This is a genomic window from Neisseria sp. Dent CA1/247, from assembly GCF_022870825.1.
Classification (GTDB): domain Bacteria; phylum Pseudomonadota; class Gammaproteobacteria; order Burkholderiales; family Neisseriaceae; genus Neisseria; species Neisseria zoodegmatis.
The window spans coordinates 2,625,109-2,640,755 of sequence record NZ_CP091522.1 but is presented as its reverse complement, the minus strand read 5'-3'; the positions used below and the strand labels follow the sequence as shown (position 1 = coordinate 2,640,755).

The following is a 15,647-nucleotide window of genomic DNA, read 5'->3' as shown; positions in this document are numbered from 1 at the left end:
CCGATACTTTTATCCCGTTTATGTAAACTTTATATCGGAGATTATATGGCGTACCGGCTAAAGAGTCTTTAAATACAATCAGTAGTTTTGATTTAATCATTTTTCTAATTTCCCTCGTGGTTATCTGCTTCATAAACAAAAAGCTGCCAACCATCACTTTCTTTTCCTATCAATAAATAACTGCTAGCATGAATCTGCTCTTTATCATGCTCACCACCCAGCCCGTTTTCGTTTTGTGTTGTAGATGAAAAAAGTGTTTCATCACCCGCAGTTTTAAATTTGTAATCCAAAGAAATACCTGTGATTTCTTGGGTTCCTATTCGTTTAATTTGAATCCCCATTGTTTCTTTTTGCTGCTGATTGTTAGGTAAGATTGGTAATAGATTACTTATACTACTCGGCCCCATCACCTGAAACCCCGCACACTTCACCCACACCATCTTCGGACAGCCCAACTCGATATTGCCGTCTTTAATCTTGATGTACGCCCCGCCGCTGGTGAGCAGGATTTCGTCTTTTGCCGCCACGGTCACTTTGCCCGCGCTGCTGGTGATGGTGGCGTCTTTGAGGGCATTAATCTGCATCTCGTCGTTCTGCGCCTGTATCTCCACCTTGCCCTGATTGGCCTGCAGTTTCGCGCCGCTGCTTTGGGCAAACAGGTTGACGCTCTCTACCGCATGGGCGGTGAAGTTTTGGCCGGCGCTGATGTCGGTGTCGCCGCCGCTAATGTGGTGGATGTGTTGGCCGGCGGTGTGCAGTTGGCTTTGCGGGGTGGCGGTAGCGATGCCGTCGGGGGCGGATTGGATGATGCCCGCGCGTTGCAGTTTTTTGAGGCTGTCTTTCAGACGGCCTGCCTGTTCTTCGGCCTCGGTGGCTTCGTTTTTGGCGGTGTGGGCGGCTTTGTTGAGGCTTTTGGCTAAGGAGATTGCCTGTTCTAGTTGGGCGATGGCGGCATCCATATCCAACACCTGACCCGCAGCCTGATTTTGGGCATCGGCACTGATAAACAAACCTTTGCCCGCCCGCAATGCACCCCAACTGTCGGTACGCAGCTCGAATCCTTCGCCGTTGTCACCGCGTTTTTGTCTTTGGCTGTCGACGATATGACCGAGGTTGAGTTGGCTCTTGCCGTATTCGGTCGCCAGTTTGATGTGTTCCTGACCCTGTTTGTCTTCCATCCGCAGCTTATTATTCGCCCAAGTGCGGATGACGTTACGGGTGTTCCAGTCGGCAGGCACGTGGTCGGGGTGGGAGCTGTCGTGCATTACCCCGCTGATGTAGGGTCTGTCGGGATTACCCTGCACGAACGACAGCATCACTTCGGTGCCTTCGTGCAGCGGGAAGTGTTGGCCGTAGTCGGGGCCGGCATAGGGTTTGGCCAGACGGATGGGACGGCTTTCTCCGCCCGGGCTCCATTCGTCGAGGTCAAACGGCAGTTTGACGCGGTAACGGCCCATATTGTCGATATAGGCATAGGTGTAGTTGCCGGGGCTGGTGATTCTGGCGGGAAGGCTGCCCTGAATCTTGGGCAACGGGGTGATGCGTTCGGGGCGGAAGATGCTGTCGGCGGGAATGGCGGTAAAAGTATGGCTGTACGCTTGGTCGCGGCTGCCGCTGTGGGTAAGCGACACTACCAACCAGCCGTTGGGTGCTTCGCTGAAGCTTGGGGCCGTCTGAAACACTTGGCCGGGGCTAAGCGCGGTGATGTTGCCGCTGCCGGAAGCAACAATACGGCGGCTGTGGTCGAGCTGTTGCAGTAAGGCCGTCTGAAGTTGGGCTTCTTCGGGTGTCTTGTGATGCAAACCCCAATGGCTGTCACTGCCGAGTAAGACGCTGCCGTCGGTCTCCGTACCCTTGGCCGTTACTGTGGACGATAAGTCGGTATCGGCATCGCGGTAGTTGTAGTCGCCGACGCGGATGGATTCGAGAATGGGATTGTGTTTTACCTGTAAGGCGAACACCGCTTCCTTGCCGACGCTCTCCAATCTGCCGTGGGGGCGGTAGGGATACGGCAGACGGTTGTCACGAAAATAATGGGCGGCATCGTCGCCGAATACCGCCACCTCGCCATATTGGGCGTTCTGCTCGAAGGCGTACCAGATGCCTTCTTCTTCACACAGCCGGTTGATAAAGGCGAAGTCGCTTTCCTGATACTGGGTCACATACTCGCGCACACCGTATTCGCGGGAAGTGTTAAAGCGGAAATCGACGCCGGAGAAGCCGTGGTGTTTCAGCAGCGATGAAATAATGTCGGGAACGTTTTGGTTTTGAAACAGCCGCGAAGTACGGTGGTGCTTCAATGCGGCAATGCGCGGTTCCAATACCATGCGGTAACGGGTTTCGTCGGCCGATACCGACAGCTTCTCGCAGGAAGTGATGATGCCGCTCCATTCCTTCAACGCTTGGGGGGCGATCATACCTTCGATCAATCCCAACGCATCAGAGCTTACCGGCGTTACCGTAAACTTGGCCGCTTGGTTGATGTAGGACGACAGCGGCAAATCGGCATCGGCGCAGGTCAGTTCGATGTCGAGACGGTAGGCTGTATTCAATGCTTCGGTGGCGGTGAAGGAGACGACGGAGAGGGACGGGCTGAAGCGGGAGAAGGTGAGGTGGTAGGATTGGGTCGGGGTCATCGTGACACTTTCTCAAATCAGTAAAGCGGGATTGATGCGTTTATTTAAACTGAAATATATCAAATTGAATATTTATTTTCTATTTGCATATGACAAAAGGCCGTCTGAAATTTCAGACGGCCTCGAATGGGATCAAACCTGTGTCGGCTTTAGAAAAGCAATAAATTGATTGGGTAAGTTCAACTGCGCAGCTTCCATCCGGATTTTAAAACGGCAAGTACGAATATTGCCAAGCCTAATGAGACGCTGCCGACCACGGCGGCCGACAGCCAAGGCGAGGTGTCGCTGACGCCGAAAAAGCCGTAGCGGAAGCCGTCTATCATGTAGAACACGGGGTTGAGGTGGCTTACGTTGCGCCAGAATTCGGGCAGGCTGTTGATGGAGTAGAACACGCCGGATAGGAAGGTAAGGGGGACGATGAGGAAGTTTTGAAACATGGCGAGTTGGTCGAATTTTTCGGCGACTATGCCCGCCAGCAGCCCCAACATGGCCATGATGGCGCAGCCGATCAGGGCGAAAGTGGCGATCCATAAGATGTTGTGCGGCATGGGCAGGCCGAATGGGGCGGTAACGGCAATCACGCCGATGCCGACGAGCAGGCCGCGCAAGATGGCGGCGCCGACGTAGGCGGAGAAAAAAGCGGATACGGGCAGCGGCGGCAGCAGGATAAATACCAGATTGCCGGTGAGCCGCGATTGAATCAGGCTGCTGGAGGCGTTGGCGAAGGCGTTTTGGGTCATGCTCATCATGGCCAGCCCGGGAATCAGGAAGGCGTTGTAGGCTACGTCGGGCAGGGCTTCGATATGTCTGCCGAGGGCGTGGGAGAAGATGAGTTGGTAGAGCAGGGCGGTCAGCATCGGGGCGGCAACGGTTTGCAGGCCGACTTTCCAGAAGCGTAAGACTTCTTTTTTGAAGAGGGTAAAGAATCCGGTCATGTTGTTTGAGGGTGGTATCGGTTTGTGTCGTTTAAGGTTGCAGGCCGTCTGAAAAGTTTTCAGACGGCCTGTTTCAAGATGGGGCAACGGTTTGCGTTGCTGAAGCGGGATTGTATGTTATCTGCTGTGTTTTGTGCGGGATATGGGGCAAATATTTCTTTCGACATCTGCGGGCTGTGTTTTAGTGAAGCTCTCGATTTTGCTTTAGAGGAACTCGCAAAGCTTGTTTTGGCGAAGCGCGCAAGCCTGCTTTCAGACGGCCTTGTGAAACATCGGCCGTAGGTTGGGATGAAATCCCAACAATAATCGAAATAACGGAAATGTTGGGTTGGCAACCCGACCTGCGTTTGCTATATGTCGAAAGCGAACCGCGGGCGGATATGTAATCCGCCCCTACGTAAACCGGTTGCGGTTGGGAAGATGTTTGGCGAAAACTGCAAGATCGTTTTAGCGAAACCCGTAAAGCTCGTTTTGGCGAAGCGCGCAAGTTCGCTTTCAGACGGCCTTAATGAAAAATCAGCCGTAGGTTGGGATGAAATCCAACAATAATCGAAATGACAGAAATGTTGGGTTTGCAACCCAACCTACTCAAGCCGGCAGCGCGTTCGGAAAGTGTTTTGCGAAAATCACCCGGCAGGTTTGGGCGAAACCCGCACGGCCCGCTGTGCGGATATTTCATCATCGTTAATGATTCTGCAAAGGTTTCGGCCTGAGTTCATTTGGCCGACAAGTTGTATTTTTTCAGTTGGTAAGCCAAGGTTGCCCGGCTGATGTTAAGTTTTCTTGAGGCTTCCGAAATGTTGCCGTTGCTTTGGTTGACGGCTTCTTGCAGGATGTCTGCCGTCCATTGTTCCAAATCGAAATCGTGTGCCAGCATCTGCTTGATGTAGTCGTTTTTGTGGTGTTTGTCGGCGGGGTTGGCCAATAGGAGGCCGTCTGAAATGCTGAAGTCGCCGTCGGTCGGCTTGAAGTTGGGAAACAGATTTTGCGCTTCAACAACATGGTTGTGCTCGGTCAGGATGATGCCGCGCTCGATCACGTTTTCCAGCTCACGGATGTTGCCGGGCCATTGGTGTTTGAGCAGAAGCTCGCGCCCCTGATCGCTGATGCCGAGTATTTTTTTCTGGTAAATCGCGCTGTATTTTTCGAGAAAGTATTTGATGAGCAGGGGAATATCCTGCCTTCGTTCGCGCAGGGGCGGGATATAGACGGGGAAGGTGTTGAGGCGGTAATAGAGGTCGGCGCGGAATTTGCCGGCGGCTACGGCGTCGGCGAGGCTTTCGTTGGTGGCGGCCACCAGCCGCACATCGACTTTGCGTACTTGTGCGCCGCCTACGCGCTCCAGTTCGCCTTCCTGCAAAACCCGTAATAACGCGGCTTGTGCGCGCGGCGACAGTTCGGCGACTTCGTCGAGGAAAATCGTGCCTTTGTCGGCGCGTTCAAATTTGCCGGCTTTGCTTTGTGTGGCGCCGGTAAAGGCGCCGCGTTCGACGCCGAAGAGTTCGGCTTCGATCAGTTCGGGCGGGATGCAGGCGCAGTTGATGGCGACGAAAGGTTGGTTTCTGCGGTTGCTGCCGGCGTGCAGCCCTTTGGCAAAGGCTTCTTTGCCGACGCCGGTTTCGCCTTCGAGCAGCACGGCGGCTTTGCTTTTGGAGGCTTTGTTGAGCATTTCGCACACATGGCGGAAGGCAGGGGATTCGCCCACGGCGTCAAACAGGCTGCCTTGCTCGAGCAGGTCGTTTTGCTTGCGGTGTTTGAGTTCGTCCAATTCGCTGCGCAGGCTGAACAGTTCTTCTTCGACGGGATCGGGCAGCATGGAGCGTTCCAAATCGGTGGTTTCGTCCCATTCTTCTATCGGTTTGCCGATGATGTGGCAGTGGGTATGCCCCATGGCTTCGCACTGGGTTTCGGTAAAGGCAATCTGTTTGCCCATGAAATAGCTGCTGTATCCGCTGGCATAGCCGAGCAAAGTCCAGCACACCGGCTCTTGGCTGATACCGTTTTTCTTTTTGTGGTAGGCCACTTCAAACGAATCTTCCCATGCAAACACGCCGTAAAACCTCCCGTGTTCGATATCGATATCGAGCGTAACGGGCGTTACTTTTACCATGCCGCGGGTGGTGTGCAGCTGGGGGCCGACCAGAAATGCTTCCACCGGGTCGCTGCTGGAACGCACTTTTTTGGCGATTTCGGCATCCTGCACGCCGGCGTAATAGCCGTAGCGCATGAAAAAGCGTTTGGCCCGCTCTTTGCCCAAAGATTCTACCAAATCTTCGCGCAGCCGCCATAAGGCGTAGGCGTGGCTCAGCAGCATACGCTGTTCGCAAAACCAGATTTTTCCATTCTCCACATCAAACCTGATTTGATCGATCAGGTCTTGTTTGTCTATCTGCCCTGTTTGGTGTGGTGGCATAGCTGTGCTCCTTTGTATGTTTTCAGACGGCCTTTATTTTTTGTTGGTAGTTATGGCTACCCGACTGAAAAGAAATGGATTTTTAAGCGGCTCATCCGGGCCTTATTTTTTATGGATTTTCACTAATATTCACATCTCTTGAAGTTTTGTCAAATGTTTTAATCATTTATATAGAAACTATCATTCTGTTTTATATGGATTTTTTCAATTCGTATTTCATCATTTGATGAAATCGTCAAAACGGTTTGATCATTTGATCAAATATTTTCGCGGAATTTTTCGGCGATTTTCTCCGCTCGTTTTTTAATTCTTTTGATTATCAAATATTTATATTTTTGAGATGGGTTTGGCATCAAAAATGCTAGGTCTTTCATACGGCCTGCCCGTTTAAGAAAGGAAGTGGATGAATATGCAAACAACTGCACCGGCCAGATTTGTCAAGTATGTCCGGGTACGCAGCGAGCCGGATGCCCGTTTTGTCGAATTTGACTTTGCGATTAACGACCCGTCGCTGTTTGTGGAGCTCATCATGCCGAAAGACTGTTTTGATGTGTTCTGCCGACGCAACGAAGTTGTGTACATGACCGAAGAGCAAGCGGAGAAAAACGACGAAGAAGCCGCCAAATGGCGCTACGGCACCGAAGCCGAGCTGCGGTAAACCGCCAACACCACAATAGCTGCGGCACACGGTTTCAGACAGGCATTTAAGTGAAGGCCGTCTGAAAACAGTTAGCTCCGCAGCCATAACCATCCCCCGAGGAGAAGGAGAAACAGAATGTCTTTGGAAATCAAAACCGCCACCATCGACCCCGTGCGCCAAACCTACGCGCACATCGCCCGCCGCTTCGGCGAGAAGCCCGCTTCCCGCTATCAGGAAGCCACTTACGACGCCCAAGCCGCCGTCAATTTCCATTACCGCCCGCTCTGGATGCCCGAAAAAGAGCTGAACGATCCCACTCACACCGCGCTGACCATGCAGGACTGGTACGCGCTGAAAGACCCGCGCCAGTTTTACTACGGTGCTTATGTGCAAAACCGCGCCAAGATGCAGGACACGGCCGAGAGCAACTATGCCTTTTTTGAAAAGCGCAATCTAGCTTCGCTGATTGAAGAAAGTGTGAAAACGCGCATCATCACCGGCCTGTTGCCGCTGCGCCATGTCGAGCAAACCGCCAACCTGAACATGATGTCGTGCTGCGCCTACGGCTACGGCACCGCTTTAACCCAAGCCTGCTTATATGCCGCGATGGACCGCTTGGGCATCGCCCAATACCTCTCGCGCATCGGCCTCTCGTTGGACGACAACAGCGGCGAATCTTTGGCCGTGGCCAAAAAAGCATGGATGGAAGACCCCGCGTGGCAGGGCGTGCGCGCTTTGTGCGAAGAGCTGCTGGTGCATAAAGACTGGGGCGAATTGTTCGTCGCCCAAAATCTGGTCGTGGATACTTTGCTGAACATCGTTTTCTATCAGCACTTCGACAACTGGCTCTCTGCCAACGGCGCGCGCGATATTTCCATGTTGACCGAATTCATGCAGTCCTGTCTGAAAGACCAAGCCGGCTGGGCAGACAACGTATTGAAAACGCTGGCCGCCGAAAACGAAGCCAACCGCGAACAGCTCAAGAGCTGGATGGAAAAATGGCAGGAAAAAGCCTTTGCCGCCTACCGCCCCATCATTGCTGATCTGTTTGGCAGCGAAGCCGAAAACATATTGGCCGAAACCGCCGCCCAAATTCAACAGCGTGCCGTGAAAGCCGGATTAATCGAAAAAGGAAAATAAGCATGAGTTCAAAAGTTTATCTCGCCCTGCAAGACAACGACACTTCCCGCTACATCGTAGAAGCCATCGAGCAAGACAACCCCGACGTGGTGGTAATCCACCAGCCCGCCATGATCCGCATGGAATGCGAAGGGCAATTGGTTGTTAAGAAGGCCACCGTGGAAGAAAAAATGGGCCAAAGCTGGGATGTGCAGGAGCTGCATCTGAATTTGGTCACCATCGGCGGCAATGTGGATGAGGATGATGAACAACTCACCTTAAGCTGGAACCGTTAATCGCCGGTTTGAGGATTAAAGAGGAGAAAAACAATGGCAAAACTGAATTTAAAAGACAAATACCGTTTGCTCACGCGCGATTTGGATTGGGATTTTTCCTATCAAGACCGCAAAGAAGCGTTTCCGTATGAAGACTTCGAAGGCATCAAAATCACCGACTGGTCGAAATGGGAAGACCCGTTCCGCCTCACTATGGATGCCTATTGGAAATATCAGGCCGAAAAAGAGAAAAAACTGTATGCCATTTTTGATGCGTTTGCCCAAAACAACGGCCAGTTAAACATCTCAGACCCGCGCTACGTCAACGCCATCAAGATTTTCCTGACCGGCGTTACCCCGCTCGAATATCAGGCTTATCAAGGCTACGCCCATGTGGGCCGCCAGTTTAGCGGCATCGGTGCACGCATCGCCTCGCAAATGCAGTCCATCGACGAATTGCGCCATGTGCAAACCCAAATCCATGCCATGAGCCACTACAACAAGTATTTCGACGGCTTCCAAGACTGGAGCCATATGCACGACCGCGTGTGGTATCTCTCCGTGCCGAAATCATTCTTTGAAGACGCCCGTTCGGCCGGCCCGTTTGAATTCCTGCTCGCCATCAGCTTCGCCTTCGAATATGTGCTGACCAACCTCTTGTTCGTGCCGTTTATGTCGGGCGCGGCGCACAACGGCGACATGGCCACCGTTACCTTCGGTTTCAGCGCCCAATCCGACGAAGCCCGCCACATGACGCTCGGCCTCGAAATCATCAAATTCCTGCTTGAGCAACACGAAGACAACCTGCCCATCGTGCAGAAATGGATCGACAAATGGTTCTGGCGCGGCACCCGCCTGCTCTCCATCGTGGCCATGATGATGGACTACATGCTGCCGAACAAAGTGATGTCGTGGAAAGAAGCATGGGAAGTGTATTTCGAAGAAGCCGGCGGCGCGCTGTTTAAAGACCTCGAGCGTTACGGCATCCGCATGCCCAAATACAGCGACGTAATCGAAAAAGAAAAAGAGCACATCTCACATCAGGCTTGGTGGATTTTCTACAACTTCGGCCACGCGGCAGGCTTCCACACTTGGATTCCGACCGACGAAGAGCTGGATTGGCTGAGCGAAAAATACCCCGACACCTTCGACAAATACTACCGCCCGCGTTGGGAATTGGCGAAAAAAATGGAAGCCGAAGGCAAGCGCTTTTATTCCAGCGGCCTGCCGCAGCTTTGCCAAGTGTGCCAAGTGCCGATGGGCTTTACCGAAATGAACGGCGACGCCGGCGAAATCAGCTACCGTTGCGCCGAGTTTGAAGGCGAGCGTTACCACATGTGTTCAGACGGCTGCCACGACATCTTTGTGGAAGAACCTGAAAAATTCGCCCAATCCTGGCTGCCCGTGCATCAGATTCTGCAAGGCAACTGCGGCGGCCCCGAGCTGGAGAAAATCCTCAGCGAGTATTACCGCATCAACGTCGGCGCCGACAATCTGGACATGAAAGGTTCGCCCGACGAGCAGCGCTGGAAAGAATGGAAAGGCGTGGCCTGACAAGCAGTTTCAGACGGCCTCATCGTCAATCAATAACAACATAAAAGGAGAAACCATGCCAACTAAAGCCATCCATGAAAACTACCACGGCGACATCCGTGACCGCCGCGAAAACTTCGGCGGCAACATCTTAGTGTATGTCGGATGGGACGAACACCTGCTCTTCTGCTCCGCCAAAGCGTTTCCGCTTCCGCCGGCCATGACCTTCAAAGACTTCCGCGAGCATGTGCTGCCCGAAGGCTTTGCCCAACACCCCGACTTCGAACACATCAAGTGGAACGAAGTGCAATGGCGGCTCAACAACCAAGCCTTCTCCCCCGACGACGGCAAAACGCTGGAGCAGCTCGGTTTCGACCACAAATCGCTGCTGCGCTTCAAAACGCCCGGGCTGAACGGCTGGAACGGCACCGGCGTGTAGAAAGGGGGAAACCATGAGCTATCAAGTAACGGTAGAACCCACCGGCGACGTGATCGAAGTGGAAGAAGGCCAAACCATTTTGGCCGCTGCGCTGCGGCAAGGCGTTTGGCTGCCGTTTGCCTGCGGACACGGCACCTGCGGTACCTGCAAAGTGCAGGTTACCGAAGGCTACGGCGACCTCGGCAACGCTTCCCCCTTCGCCCTGATGGACGTCGAGCGCGACGAAGGTAAAGTGCTGGCCTGCTGCTGCATGCCCGAATCGGATATGACCATCGAAGCCGATATCGACGTCGATCCCGATTTCTTGGGCTACACGGTGGAAGACTACACCGCCACCGTCACTGCGCTGAAGCCGCTTTCGCCCACCATTCTCGGCATCACCCTGAAACTCGACCGACCCATGAAATTTCAGGCAGGCCAATACATCAACCTGCAAGTGCCGGGCGTGGAAGGCACGCGCGCTTTTTCGATTGCCAACCCGCCGTCTATGGCCGACACGGTTGAGCTGCATGTGCGCAAAGTAGAAGGCGGCGCGGCCACCACTTGGCTGCACGAAAGCCTGAAAGAAGGCGACGAGCTGCCGCTTTCCGGCCCTTACGGCCAATTCTTCGTGCGCAAGTCCGACGGTCAAGACGCGATTTTCATTGCCGGCGGTTCGGGCTTGTCCAGCCCCGAATCCATGATTTTGGATTTGCTGGAAGAAGGCGACAGCCGCCGGATTTACCTGTTTCAAGGCGCGCGCAATGTGGCCGAACTCTACCACCGCGAGCTGTTTGAAAAGCTGGCCGAAGAGCATGAAAACTTCCACTACATCCCGGCGCTCAACGCCGCCCTGCCGGAAGAAAACTGGGAAGGCTTCAACGGTTTCGTGCACGAAGCCGTGGCCGATTACTTCAACAACCGTTGCAGCGGCCACAAAGCCTATCTCTGCGGCCCGCCGCCGATGATCGAAGCCGCCATTACCACGCTGATGCAAAGCCGCCTGTTTGAGCGCGACATCCACATGGAGCGCTTCCTCACGGCCGCCGACGGCAGCGAAACACAAACCCGTTCGGCCTTGTTTAAGAAAATCTAAACCATGATTCAGATGTTCAGACAGGCCGTCTGAAAAAACCAAAACCCAATAACGAGGAGAAAGCCGTGAGTAAAAAACTTAAAGCGGCCATTATCGGGCCGGGCAACATCGGCACCGACTTGCTGATGAAAATGAAGCGTTCCGAGTGGATAGAGCCGGTGTGGATGGTCGGCATCGACCCGCAATCCGAAGGCTTGAAGCGCGCCCGCGACATGGGCATCAAAACCAGCGATACCGGCGTGGACGGCCTGTTGCCGTATGTGAAGGAAGACGACATCCGCATCGCCTTCGACGCCACGTCCGCTTATGTGCATGCCGAAAACAGCCGCAAGCTCAACGAGCAGGGCGTGATTATGATCGACCTCACGCCCGCCGCCATCGGCCCTTTCTGCATTCCGCCCGTGAATCTGAAAGCACACGCCGAAAAGCTGGAAATGAACGTAAACATGGTTACCTGCGGCGGCCAAGCCACCGTGCCGATGGTGGCGGCCATTTCCCGCGTTCAGCCGGTTAGCTACGGCGAAATCATCGCCACCGTGTCGTCCGAATCGGTCGGCCCCGGCACCCGCGCCAACATCGACGAATTCACCCGCACCACCGCGCAGGCCGTGGAAAGCGTGGGCGGCGCCAAAAAAGGCAAGGCCATCATCATCATCAATCCGGCCGAACCACCTTTGATGATGCGCGACACCATCCACTGCCTCACCGAAAGCGAACCCGACCAAGCCGCGATTACCGAATCCGTACACCGCATGGTGGCCGACGTGCAACGCTATGTGCCGGGCTACACGCTGGTCAACGGCCCCGTGTTCGACGGCAACAAAGTGTCGATTTTCATCGAAGTGAAAGGTTTGGGCGACTTCCTGCCGCCTTTTGCCGGCAACCTCGACATCATGACCGCCGCCGGTTTGCGCACTGCCGAAATGTTTGCCGAAGAAGCGGCCAACGGCGTTTTAACCCTGCCCGCACGCTAAGGAGAACGACATGGATTTAAAAGGTAAAAAAGTTACCCTGCACGACATGAGCCTGCGCGACGGCATGCACGCCAAACGGCATCAGATTTCTTTAGACGAAATGGTCAACATCGCCACCGGTCTCGACGAAGCCGGTATGCCGCTGATCGAAGTAACCCATGGCGACGGCTTGGGCGGCGCGTCGCTCAACTACGGCTTTCCCGCCCACAGCGACGAAGAATACCTCGGCGCCGTGATTCCCAAAATGAAGCAGGCCAAAGTGTCGGCGCTGCTTTTGCCCGGCATCGGCACTGTTGACCACCTCTTGATGGCCAAAGACTTGGGCGTGTCGTGTATCCGCGTGGCCACGCACTGCACCGAAGCCGACGTTTCCCAACAACACATCACCAAATCCGCCGAGCTGGGCTTGGATACCGTCGGCTTTCTGATGATGGCGCACATGGTGCCCGCCGCCAAACTGATCGAGCAGGCCAAGCTGATGGAAGGCTACGGCGCCAACTGCATCTACTGCACCGATTCGGCGGGCTACATGCTGCCCGAAGAAGTGGAAGAAAAAATCGGTGCGCTGCGCCAAGCCCTGAAGCCCGAAACCGAACTGGGTTTCCACGGCCACCACAACCTCGGCATGGGCATTGCCAACTCGCTGGCCGCCATCAACGCCGGCGCCAACCGCATAGACGGCTCGGTAGCAGGCTTGGGCGCGGGCGCGGGCAATACGCCGCTGGAAGTGTTTGTGGCGGTGTTGGAGCGCATGGGCGTCGAGCACGGCACTGATCTTTTCAAACTGATGGACGTGGCCGAAGACCGCGTGGTGCCGATTATGGACCACCCCATCCGTGTTGACCGCAATGCCCTCACGCTGGGCTATGCGGGCGTGTATTCGTCGTTCCTGCTGTTTGCCAAACGCGCCGAAGCCAAATACGGCGTGTCCGCCCGCGAAATTCTGGTGGAGCTGGGCAAGCGCGGCACCGTCGGCGGGCAGGAAGACATGATCGAAGATTTAGCACTCACTATGGCCAAGCAGAAAGGCAAAACAGCATGAGCACATTAAGCAAACAACAAATCGAGCAACTGGCCGAACATTTGGAAAACGCCGAATTGCAGGCTTATGAAGTCACCAAAATCACCGACGATTTCCCCGACATGGATTACGAAGACGCCTTCGACATCCAATGGGAAATCCGCCGCCGCAAAGAAGCACGCGGCAACAAAATCGTCGGCATGAAAATGGGGCTGACCTCATGGGCGAAGATGAGCCAAATGGGCGTAGAGCATCCCTGCTACGGCTTTCTGGCCGACTATTTCAGCGTGCCCGAAGGCGCGGCGGTGAAGCACGACGAGCTGATCCACCCGAAAATCGAAGCCGAGCTGGCGTTTGTAACCAAAGCCGACCTGCGCGGCCCCGGCTGCCACATCGGCGACGTATTGGCCGCCACCGATTTCGTGATGCCCGCCATCGAAGTGATTGACTCGCGCTATAAAGATTTCAAATTCGATTTGAAATCGGTGATTGCCGACAACTCTTCTTCCAGCCGCTTCATTACCGGCGGCTGTGCCAAACCCGCGAGCGAATTGGATTTGAAAACGCTGGGCGTGGTGATGGAAATCAACGGCAAAGTGGTGCAGACCGGCGCAGGCGCGGCGGTGCTGGGGCATCCGGCCGCATCGGTCGCCATGCTGGCAAACATGCTGGCCGAGCGCGGCGAATATCTGCCGGCCGGCTCGTTTGTGATGATCGGCGCGATTACCGCCGCCGTGCAGGTGGAAAAAGGCGACTCGTTCTGCGTGCATTTCCAAGATTTGGGCAGCATCAGCGGCCGTTTTGAATAAACATCAAGAAAGGAAACAACCATGCCGATTATTCAAGTCCACATGATGGAAGGCCGTACCGACGAGCAAAAAGAAGCCGTCATCCGCGAAGTAACCGAAGCCATGGTTCGCGCCGTGGGTGCGCCGAAAGAATCGGTGCGCGTGCTGATCAACGAAATGCCCAAGCAGCATTTCGGCATCGGCGGCGAGTCGGCCAAAGCGAAGGGGCGTTGATGTTTCAGACGGCCTGTCTGAAAACAAGAGGCCGTCTGAAAACGAGCTTTGCGAGTTTCGCTAAAACCGCGAAGGAGGAAACATGGGCTACACCGTATGTATTAAAGACCCGAGCGGTTCGGCCGCCTGCACGCGCAGCATTACTGTGTACGAAGGCCAAACCCTGCTGGCCGCTTCCGAGCAGATGGGGCAGCGCACCATTTCGGTGGGCTGTCGCGGCGGCGGGTGCGGCGTGTGCCGGATACGGATTTTGTCGGGCTGCTACCGCAAAAAAGCCATGAGCAAAACCCACATCAACGAGCAGGATTTGGCCGAAGGCGTGGTGCTGGCGTGCCGGGTTTTTCCCGAAAGCGATATGGAAATCGTGAGCGAGCCGCCCCCGCCGCCCTATAACCCGTTTATTTAATCAAGACTACAACCACAAACCGAATAACGAATACAGGAGAAACATCATGAGAAAAGGTGTAATGCGTCCCGGACACGTACAGATCCGCGTATTGGACATGGAAGAAGCCGTCAAACACTACGGCGATTTGCTGGGTTTGATTCCCACCGGCAGCGACGAACAAGGCCGCCGCTATTTCAAAGGCTGGACGGAAGTCGACAGCTTCTCCGTCGTGCTGCGCGAAACCGACGAAGCGGGCATGGATTTCATGGCTTTCAAAGTGCTTGACGAAGCCACCTTAGACAAACTGCGCCAAGAATTAATCGATTTCGGCGGGCTGGACGTGCAAGACATCCCTGCGGGCGAGTTGAAAGGCTGCGGCCGCCGCGTGCGCTTTACCGCACCCACCGGCCATGTGTTCGAGCTGTTTGCCACCAAAGACCAACCCGGCAAATACGGCGTGGGCGAGCGCAACCCCGAAGCGTGGCCGCGCGATTTGAAAGGCATGAAAGCCACCCGTTTCGACCACTGCCTGCTCTACGGCGACGACCTCGACCGCACCTATGACCTGTTCACGCAGGTATTGGGCTTCGACTTGGCCGAACAAGTGCTCACGCCCGACGGCACCCGCGCCGCGCAGTTCCTCACCTGCTCGATGAAAGCGCACGACGTGGCCTTTATCCGCCACGCCGAAAAAGGCAAATTCCACCACGCCTCGTTTTATCTCGAAACGTGGAACGACGTGCTGCTCGCGGGCGATTTGATTGCCATGACCGACACTTCCATCGACATCGGCCCGACCCGCCACGGCCTCACCCACGGCCAAACGATTTACTTCTTCGACCCGTCGGGCAACCGCAACGAAGTATTTGCAGGCGGCGACTACCACTACCCCGACCACCCGCCCGTAACGTGGGATGCCGAGCAGTTGGGCAAAGCCATTTTCTACCACGACCGCGTGCTCAACGAGCGGTTCTTAACCGTATTGACTTAAATCGTATTTTCAGACGGCCTGTCTGAAACCAAAGGCCGTCTGAAAACGGATAACCGCCATACTCGGGCGTGCCCCGGGGATCCCCCGAGTTTACGGAAAGCCAAGATACTCGGGTCAAGCCCGAGTATGACGGCGGTTATTGATTAAGTATTGGGCGGTATAACCGTTCTTTTCAGACAGGCATCA

General features: G+C 54.9%; 16 protein-coding genes. 13 read left to right on the top strand and 3 right to left on the bottom strand.

Translation table 11 applies throughout. The features are described 5' to 3' along the window. Window positions 1–104: 104 nt before the first annotated feature. Window positions 105–2,636 (bottom strand): type VI secretion system Vgr family protein, encoded by a 2,532-nt coding sequence (locus LVJ85_RS12830; protein ID WP_244740227.1) that lies wholly within the window; start codon window positions 2,634–2,636, stop codon window positions 105–107. Window positions 2,637–2,815: 179 nt separating this feature from the next. Beyond that, entirely contained in the window at window positions 2,816–3,571 is a 756-nt protein-coding gene (locus LVJ85_RS12825; RefSeq protein WP_244743238.1) for an ABC transporter permease, read from the bottom strand. 354 nt (window positions 3,572–3,925) lie between these two features. Between LVJ85_RS12825 and LVJ85_RS12820 the strand changes: the two genes are divergently transcribed. Then, entirely contained in the window at window positions 3,926–4,120 is a 195-nt protein-coding gene (locus tag LVJ85_RS12820; protein ID WP_244740225.1) for a hypothetical protein, read from the top strand. A gap of 166 nt (window positions 4,121–4,286) precedes the next feature. Here the strand turns inward: LVJ85_RS12820 and LVJ85_RS12815 are convergent, their stop codons facing one another. Then, window positions 4,287–5,984 carry a sigma-54-dependent Fis family transcriptional regulator gene (locus LVJ85_RS12815; RefSeq protein ID WP_244740223.1) on the bottom strand — a complete coding sequence of 566 codons (1,698 nt, stop codon included), beginning with the start codon at window positions 5,982–5,984 and terminating at the stop codon, window positions 4,287–4,289. A gap of 403 nt (window positions 5,985–6,387) precedes the next feature. Between LVJ85_RS12815 and LVJ85_RS12810 the strand changes: the two genes are divergently transcribed. The 12 genes from LVJ85_RS12810 to LVJ85_RS12755 all read left to right on the top strand — a co-directional run bounded on the left by LVJ85_RS12810 (window position 6,388) and on the right by LVJ85_RS12755 (window position 15,461). Further along, on the top strand, window positions 6,388–6,642 hold the full coding sequence (locus LVJ85_RS12810; RefSeq protein ID WP_009115695.1) for a phenol hydroxylase subunit: 255 nt from the start codon (window positions 6,388–6,390) through the stop codon (window positions 6,640–6,642). Between the two features lie 117 nt (window positions 6,643–6,759). Beyond that, window positions 6,760–7,764 carry an aromatic/alkene monooxygenase hydroxylase subunit beta gene (locus tag LVJ85_RS12805; RefSeq protein WP_244740220.1) on the top strand — a complete coding sequence of 335 codons (1,005 nt, stop codon included), beginning with the start codon at window positions 6,760–6,762 and terminating at the stop codon, window positions 7,762–7,764. Between the two features lie 2 nt (window positions 7,765–7,766). Further along, window positions 7,767–8,039: an MmoB/DmpM family protein gene (locus tag LVJ85_RS12800; protein WP_009115693.1), complete on the top strand. Its 273-nt coding sequence runs from the start codon at window positions 7,767–7,769 to the stop codon at window positions 8,037–8,039. A gap of 33 nt (window positions 8,040–8,072) precedes the next feature. Then, window positions 8,073–9,572: an aromatic/alkene/methane monooxygenase hydroxylase/oxygenase subunit alpha gene (locus tag LVJ85_RS12795; RefSeq protein WP_107688910.1), complete on the top strand. Its 1,500-nt coding sequence runs from the start codon at window positions 8,073–8,075 to the stop codon at window positions 9,570–9,572. Window positions 9,573–9,627: 55 nt separating this feature from the next. Next, a complete protein-coding gene (locus tag LVJ85_RS12790) occupies window positions 9,628–9,990 on the top strand; it encodes a phenol hydroxylase subunit P4 (RefSeq protein WP_009115690.1) in 363 nt (120 codons plus the stop codon). Window positions 9,991–10,003: 13 nt separating this feature from the next. Beyond that, window positions 10,004–11,065, top strand: coding sequence for an NADH:ubiquinone reductase (Na(+)-transporting) subunit F (locus LVJ85_RS12785; RefSeq protein ID WP_009115689.1), 1,062 nt, complete (start codon window positions 10,004–10,006; stop codon window positions 11,063–11,065). 65 nt (window positions 11,066–11,130) lie between these two features. Continuing rightward, window positions 11,131–12,039 carry an acetaldehyde dehydrogenase (acetylating) gene (locus LVJ85_RS12780; RefSeq protein WP_244740218.1) on the top strand — a complete coding sequence of 303 codons (909 nt, stop codon included), beginning with the start codon at window positions 11,131–11,133 and terminating at the stop codon, window positions 12,037–12,039. Window positions 12,040–12,049: 10 nt separating this feature from the next. Beyond that, entirely contained in the window at window positions 12,050–13,081 is a 1,032-nt protein-coding gene (dmpG, locus tag LVJ85_RS12775) for a 4-hydroxy-2-oxovalerate aldolase (protein WP_244740216.1), read from the top strand. Next, the gene (gene dmpH / locus LVJ85_RS12770) at window positions 13,078–13,869 is read left to right on the top strand and encodes a 2-oxo-3-hexenedioate decarboxylase (protein WP_009115686.1); all 792 of its coding nucleotides are present in this window, start codon (window positions 13,078–13,080) and stop codon (window positions 13,867–13,869) included. The genes dmpG and dmpH overlap by 4 nt, the downstream gene beginning before the upstream one ends. Before the next feature lie 21 nt (window positions 13,870–13,890). Beyond that, window positions 13,891–14,082, top strand: a complete 192-nt coding sequence (locus LVJ85_RS12765; protein ID WP_009115685.1) for a 4-oxalocrotonate tautomerase — start codon at window positions 13,891–13,893, stop codon at window positions 14,080–14,082. A gap of 82 nt (window positions 14,083–14,164) precedes the next feature. Further along, complete coding sequence (locus LVJ85_RS12760) at window positions 14,165–14,488, top strand: 2Fe-2S iron-sulfur cluster-binding protein (RefSeq protein ID WP_244740214.1); 324 nt, start codon at window positions 14,165–14,167, stop codon at window positions 14,486–14,488. Between the two features lie 46 nt (window positions 14,489–14,534). Further along, window positions 14,535–15,461 (top strand): catechol 2,3-dioxygenase, encoded by a 927-nt coding sequence (locus LVJ85_RS12755; protein ID WP_107688904.1) that lies wholly within the window; start codon window positions 14,535–14,537, stop codon window positions 15,459–15,461. Window positions 15,462–15,647 lie beyond the last annotated feature (186 nt).